At 43.0% G+C, this 6,823-nt stretch carries 6 protein-coding genes; 2 read left to right on the plus strand and 4 right to left on the minus strand.

Features of this window, described 5'->3' with window-relative positions; genetic code table 11:
* Nucleotides 1-12: 12 nt before the first annotated feature.
* The 4 genes from ABZB17_RS05050 to ABZB17_RS05065 form a co-directional block, all read right to left on the minus strand.
* Nucleotides 13-549 carry a YeeE/YedE thiosulfate transporter family protein gene (locus ABZB17_RS05050; protein WP_045026093.1) on the minus strand — a complete coding sequence of 179 codons (537 nt, stop codon included), beginning with the start codon at nucleotides 547-549 and terminating at the stop codon, nucleotides 13-15.
* A gap of 20 nt (nucleotides 550-569) precedes the next feature.
* Nucleotides 570-1,511 carry an NrfD/PsrC family molybdoenzyme membrane anchor subunit gene (gene nrfD, locus ABZB17_RS05055; protein WP_372648392.1) on the minus strand — a complete coding sequence of 314 codons (942 nt, stop codon included), beginning with the start codon at nucleotides 1,509-1,511 and terminating at the stop codon, nucleotides 570-572.
* 110 nt (nucleotides 1,512-1,621) lie between these two features.
* A complete protein-coding gene (locus ABZB17_RS05060; protein WP_045026091.1) occupies nucleotides 1,622-2,155 on the minus strand; it encodes a 4Fe-4S dicluster domain-containing protein in 534 nt (177 codons plus the stop codon).
* Complete coding sequence (locus ABZB17_RS05065; protein WP_372648393.1) at nucleotides 2,152-4,407, minus strand: molybdopterin-dependent oxidoreductase; 2,256 nt, start codon at nucleotides 4,405-4,407, stop codon at nucleotides 2,152-2,154. The genes ABZB17_RS05060 and ABZB17_RS05065 overlap by 4 nt, the downstream gene beginning before the upstream one ends.
* Before the next feature lie 588 nt (nucleotides 4,408-4,995).
* Here ABZB17_RS05065 and ABZB17_RS05070 point away from each other — a divergent pair.
* Nucleotides 4,996-5,388 (plus strand): ubiquinol-cytochrome c reductase iron-sulfur subunit, encoded by a 393-nt coding sequence (locus ABZB17_RS05070; RefSeq protein WP_372648394.1) that lies wholly within the window; start codon nucleotides 4,996-4,998, stop codon nucleotides 5,386-5,388.
* A gap of 1 nt (nucleotide 5,389) precedes the next feature.
* On the plus strand, nucleotides 5,390-6,823 hold a 1,434-nt coding region (locus ABZB17_RS05075; protein ID WP_372648395.1), incomplete at its 3' end, for a cytochrome b N-terminal domain-containing protein.

The following is a 6,823-nucleotide window of genomic DNA, read 5'->3' on the forward strand; positions in this document are numbered from 1 at the left end:
CGAACTTTCTTATCAGATCCAATATTTTCTGAAAAAGTAAGCCACTGCGTACCCGGTACCAAAAATGGCAAACATTACAATTACGCCCCCCAAGGCAAAAGTAGCCGTACCACTTAATGCGGCTCCACTGGTACATCCACGACCAAACTGACTACCCAAACCAAAAAGAGCTCCGCCGATAAGGGCCAAAATGAGTCGTTTTCTGTTAGAAATACGAGGTCCTTTGTCAATTCTGAATTTCTTGATCCTTCCGAAAACAATTCCCGAAAGAACACCACCCAGTAAAAGCCCCAATGATTCGAATACCAGCCAGGTATACATTGGTGAATGATCGTCGCTAATAAACTGGCTCATATAATGGTTTGCCTCAGTAGCTTTTGGCGCAATAGTATTTGATGTTGTTACAACTGCACTTTTAACTGCTCCGCTGGCACCCAACCCTCGACCGGTAATAAAAACGGTTGCCAGAACCACTAACCCGAGTAAAACACCACCCAGATAAGGATTGATGTATTTCGGTTGTTGTATTGTATCTTTTTCTAAATTCATTTTCTATACTTATAAAATTATCAATAGAGGTAACGTGTTATCTGTCCGGCTTCAACCATAATAAAACGGAACATAAAACCACCAAACAATATCATTACCGGAGGTAACCATTTCGGCACGTGCATTCCCCAAATTTCGAGTGTTTCGAACAAGGCCGGAAAGATTAATCCGATAACCACTACAAACACCCAGAAACTGACAGTAAATTCTCCGCCAAGGAACAAGTTTGCAGCTTCGATAGCTGTTTCCGAACCGGCTAAAAATCCCATAAAAAGGTGGACGATAAGGAAGATTTCGATGAAAATAAAAACAAGATCGATCCTGCTTAATATTTTTCTTTCATTGGCATCTTTACTCATCCAGATAATGGCGGCAAGCCCCGTAGAGAATCCCGAAACCAGGAACAGTGGCCCAAGTATGGATGTGTTCCACAACGGACGCGCATTAAATGCTGAAAGCAATATACCGGTATAAACACCCAGGATGATTGCATAAATCATCATAATCCAAGCCAGGCTAACTCTGTGTTTTATTACAAAAGCTTCGAACTTCTCGAGAAAATCAAATTTCCAGTGCCAGCCCGGTATCAGTTCTTTCATGTAACTGGCCACCCAGATAAACGATATCGGAGTAATGATCATCAATGTCCAGGCTCCCCAACCCATTGGCGATTCCAATCGGATGGTTGTATACAATTGCCAAAAGAAAAGTTTATGTTTCAAATCCAGAAACAGCGCAAACAAGCCCAGTACCAGTGCAATTGGTGCAATGATCGGAGCAATTTTAACTGTTGTCTTCATTTCTTTTTCTTTACCCCTGACAACAAAATATCCGGCAAAAAACAATATACCGGCAGCCAAACCACCTAAAAACAAATAGAGTGGAATTTGCCAGTGCCATATATTGAGGTATGGATCGATGTTCGGAATATTTCGTCCGCTTACAAATAATTCTTCTTTCATCTCATTAAGATTGTTAATTTTCAAAGGTATTCGATGGAACTCGTTTATAATGTCTATTCGATGTGATAAACTCTTCACTTACTCGTTTCATCTTCTATCAGGTTTAAGTGTTAGGTTAGAAAATACAATTGTGGTTTTGTTCCGGCTTCAGGTGCCAGTACTTTCCATGAACGGTCTTTAATAGCCAGCGAAACATCGCTGTTCGGATCGTCCAAATCGCCAAAATGCAAACACTTGGTAGGACACACATCAACACAAGCCGTTTTTTGTCCTTTCTGAACGCGGTGCAAACAGAAGGTACATTTATCAACATAACCATCGGGATGCGAGTAACGTGCATCGTACGGGCACGACTGAATACAGGCGCCACAACCAATACATTTATGGGGAGTAACGGAAACAATTCCCCCTTCTTCAATATGACTTGCCCCGGTTGGACAACACCGCACACACGGAGAATTATCGCAGTGATTACAACGCTCCGAACGAAATTCAAGACTTAAACTTGGGTAAGTTCCGTCAACGCGTTCAACAATCCAGTCGCGACAGTAACCATGCGGTACATTATTCTCAGTTTGACAGGCCACTACACAGTCGCCACACCCAACACATTTTTTTGTGTCGATCGCCATTGCATATCTCATGCTTTAACCTCCTTTTCTTCCAGTGCAGGATCTTCTGTTAAAAATGTTATAAAGTTACCTCTCATTCCGGTACCGCCCATAATCGGGTCAACGGCAACGTTGGTAATCATTTCGGTATCGGCGGCTCCTTTTCCAAAAGCCCTCGAGAGTTTTTTGTTTTTATGTCCAAATCCGTGAACCATATACACCGAGTCCCATCGAATTCGTTCGGTTACCCGCACTTTTACAGGGAACGAAGTGATCGCATCGTCCTGGTTTTTCAACCACACTTCCTGTCCGTTTTTCAGTCCCCACAAGTCGGCAACTTTTGGATTTACCCAAACGCTGTTTTCGCTCATCAGATCTGATAAATGCGGGTTGTTCGATGTGCGGCTAAAAGTGTGCATTGGCGCACGACCATAAATCAAACGGTAGAAATTCTGCGGTGGCTCCGGATGTTTTGTATAGTTAGGAATCGGATCAAAACCGTGGTCGGCAAAATCAACTGAATACAGTTCAATTTTTCCGGTGGTGGTATTGAAATCATAATCTTCGCCATCACCCAAATAAAGCGGACCACTTTTACGCGGGAATTTTTTTACACCGATTTTCTTCATTTCTTCCAGCGAAGTTCCCAGCTGTTTTAACTGCCAGTCGATTACTTCCGAATAATCATCGTAGTTAAAGTAGTCGTGCAAGCCCAAACGTTCGCCAATTTGTTTGGCAATCCACCAACCCGGTTTCGAATCGTATTTTGGTTCGATAGCCGGCATACGCAATGCAATGTTTGGCTCGCGGTTAGCGGCCGAACGTATTACATCGTAACGTTCCAGGTAAGTTGCTTCCGGGAAAATCACATCGGCATAACCCGTAATGTCCATAGGCATGGTATCCATTACCGCAATAAACTCAACTGAATCAGCAGCTTCTTTAAACAAGGGTTTATCCGGCATCGACAGTGGCAGGTTTGTTCCGGCCACCAACCATGCTTTTAGCTGGTGTTTATAATTGTATCTTGGAATTGATGCTTTTAAAGCCTCGGTGGTAATTCCCATTGTTGCCAGCGGGTAACGACCGGCATTCCAGTCTTTCCACGTCCATTTTGGTTCAGGAAAATGTGGGTGTGGGTAAGCAGGAACAGAAACGCCCTCAGGAAAATATAATCCTCCGCGTTTTCCCCATGATCCCAACAAGGCAGTAAGAATTGCCATAGCACGTCCGCGTTGTGTATCGTCGCCGTACCAAACCACGTGGCGTCCCGGGTGAATAATTACCGCAGGCGCTGCATCAGCCATCGCGCGTGCTGTTCTTCTGATTTCTTCCGGCTCGATGGTAGTGATGCCATACGCCCACTCCGGAGTCATATTTTTTACATGGTCTTTTAAATAGTCAAGACCAAATGTATATTGCTCAACGTAATCTTTATCGTATAAACCTTCGTAAATCAACACGTGAATCCATGCCATTAACAAAGCAATATCGGTTGACGGTTTAATGGGCAACCAGTGATTTGAATGCGCTGCTGCCGTTGAAAAACGCGGATCAACTGTGATGATAGTTGCACCGTTGTCAATGGCATCCGACATTTCCTGCACCTGCGAGTTGTGCATGTTCTCGCCCAGATGTGAACCAATTAACACCAAACATTTGGTATCTCTGATATCGGTACATTCGGGCGAGCCAACATAGGCCCCAAATGTTGAAAAATAAGCCGACGAACGCGGGCCACGACAATTGGCAAACGCAGGCTCGGCATTACTTTCCGAACCATAAGCACGTAGCAAATGGTGAAAATGACCTCCGGGAGTTCCGTGATTGAACAAACCAAAAGCTTCAGGACCGTACTTTTCTTTTACTTCCTTCATCTTATCGGCAACTTTGTTCAGTGCCTCATCCCATGTTGCTTCTCTGAAATATTGAGTACCATCCTTGCGCGTATCTCTTATCAGCGGTGTTTTTAAACGATCTTCGTCGTAAACCATACCAACGCCGCCTGTTCCTCGCGGACACAAACGACCGTTACAATGCGGGTCGTTCTTATTACCAACAACTTTTCGTATAGTTCCGTTTTTATCGACATAAGCCCACGCAGCACATTTCCAAAAACATACTTCGCAATAAGTTGGATACGGAGTAAGATCCTCATCACTTACCGGACCTTCGGTCTTCGATTCGAAGAGCCCGAAACCTTTTGATCCCAAAGCCTTAAAACTTATGGCAGCAGCTCCGGCACCGGCAGTTGAAATTTTGATAAAATCCCGTCTTGTCTTCATTCGTCTAAATAGTTTATTTTATTGGTAACTCATGTAACACGCTTTCTTCAAACTCAGCATGAAAAATGCTTTCTCACATGGTTATTTATCTTTCTATTTCTTTAATGCTGAACACGTTTCTCATTCTTCCAAAACTGTTTCTAAAAAGCGCCAAAGAATAAGAGTTTAGCATCTTTTTACAGTTATTCATATATACCTATCTATATTTTTAGATATGGGCGCAAATATAGAAATCATTTTGTACAATGGTTATTAACATACTTAATTTGAAACCATTAAAAATAAGCACGATATCTTTGAAGGAACATCTCATCCTACCAATTCCATAGCACTTATTTACAAACACTTACCCTAATCATTAAGAGGAGATAAAAATAGCCATAAATAACAGTGCGACCTTATCGGGAAACAGGTTTTTTAACATATCGCCCATTCTTTCGAAACAGAGTTTATTTGATCTGTTTAGTCATAAAATTTGACTTAATAGCATAATGTGATTTAGGTCACTTTCTTAACATTTATTAAACAGAAAAATTTCCAATTTCCTAGTTTTCTCAATTTATTACATTTGTCTCAAAGAAAATGGGAATGAAAACCAAAAACCGAAGAGTTTTTTTGAAAGTTGCGGCGGTAGGATTTGTTTCGTTTTTTGCATTCGTCTGGAATAAATTAACGCTCCAACATATTGCAACTTCCGGTGCTGAAGAAGTGTCGGTTCCTCTGAACATGAGCAAGGAAGTGCAGTTTTTCGACAAATACATTATTGTAAATTCAGATCATCACACAAAGGTTTTTTCATCGCATTGCAGCCACCTGGGATGTAAAATTGACAAAATGGAAAGCGGCAAACTGGTTTGTCCCTGTCATGGTTCGGAATACGATCTGCAAGGACAGGTTATAAAAGGACCGGCATACAAAAATCTTAAGATACTCGACTCATCGGTTTCTGACGACGGAAAATCAATAACAATTAAAGGATAAAATGGCAAAGAAGAATGATAAAACAACATTTGGAACAGTGGCCGTGGCCCTGTTCTGGCTGGTTATTTTATCCGGCATTTTGCTTGCCGTTCCTTTTAATGTTGAATCGCCTTACCTGAGTGTAAGCACAATGATCGTCGCCAATCCGTGGGCTGCGCTTATCCGTAACTACCATTACTGGAGCTCGCAGTTCTTCCTTGTTTTCTGCCTTATTCATCTTTACGATCATTTTCATTACAAAGAAAAAATCGACCTAAAAAAAGGAATGGCATTCCGGCTGAGTATTGGTGTATTAATCATATTCCTGGCCATGATCACCGGCTTTCTGCTAAAAGGCGATTCCGACAGCGAGCAGGCCCGGCAAATATTACAAACACTTGCAGAGCGCGTTCCGTTAATTGGCCAGTCGCTGGCATTTTCATTGCTGGGGCACCCAGATAGTTACCAGTTAATTTACGTGCACCACATAACCACATTTACCGTTTTTATTGCCGTAATAATGATTGAGCACAGCCGAAGAAAATACTGGCCACCTGTTCTTGATTTTGTTGTTTCGGCAATTGGCGTTTTGGCATTTAGCTATCTTTTCAGCGCACCGTTACACGACAATCTGAATCCGGCAGTAAAAGGCCCGTGGTACTTTGTCGGTTTCCAGGAAATATTGCACTGGCTGAGCCACCCGGCCTGGTCATTACTGCTTTTTCTGGTTTTGCTCGTTTTACTTTACCTGGTTAATTCAGCGCAGGGAAAAACCATGTTTCTCAGCAAACGAAGTTTATTGGTTTTTACCGCTTTCTACCTGGTTTTAACGATAATCGGTTTGTTTTTCAGAGGTGACCGTTGGCAATGGAAAAATCCGTGGCAGGAGAATTACCGTTACGAAGTGCTGAATAATTTTAAATCGCCAATTGTAAAACTAACTCCTGAATTTGCATTGGAAACAGCAATCGCCTCCCCTATTATTCAGGGACGAAAAGAAAGCTGCCTGGCCTGCCACTCGGAAACGCATGGCCTTACCGATTCGCATTCGCCTGAGGCCATTGGGTGTGTTTCCTGTCATGGCGGCAATCCGTTTGCAACCGGTAAGAATCAGTCGCATGACAATATGATCCTTATTCCGGGAAACCTGGCAACCGCCCCACAATCGTGCGGAACTACACAGTGCCACCCGCAAATTGTTGAGCGCGTACCCACCGGTTTAATGGCCACTCTGAGCGGAATGATCAGTGTTGATCGTTTTGTCTTCAACGAACAGGATAATCCCGATGAGCTGGCCAATGTACATCATCTCGGGAATTCGGCTGCCGACGAGCATTTGCGTAATTTATGTGTTCGCTGCCATCTTGGAAATCCAAAAACAGAATATGGCCCGGTTAACGAAAGCAGCCGTGGCGGAGGTTGCCTGGCCTGCCACCTGAATTACAGCCCCGAGGCA

Origin of the sequence: Draconibacterium sp., from assembly GCF_041583095.1 — a bacterium.
GTDB lineage: Bacteria > Bacteroidota > Bacteroidia > Bacteroidales > Prolixibacteraceae > Draconibacterium.

Coding starts and splice junctions, on each gene's coding strand:
- ABZB17_RS05050 (WP_045026093.1), bottom strand. CDS start 549: ATGAATTTAGAAAAAGATACAATACAACAACCGAAATACATCAATCCT.
- nrfD (WP_372648392.1), bottom strand. CDS start 1,511: ATGAAAGAAGAATTATTTGTAAGCGGACGAAATATTCCGAACATCGAT.
- ABZB17_RS05060 (WP_045026091.1), bottom strand. CDS start 2,155: ATGAGATATGCAATGGCGATCGACACAAAAAAATGTGTTGGGTGTGGC.
- ABZB17_RS05065 (WP_372648393.1), bottom strand. CDS start 4,407: ATGAAGACAAGACGGGATTTTATCAAAATTTCAACTGCCGGTGCCGGA.
- ABZB17_RS05070 (WP_372648394.1), top strand. CDS start 4,996: ATGAAAACCAAAAACCGAAGAGTTTTTTTGAAAGTTGCGGCGGTAGGA.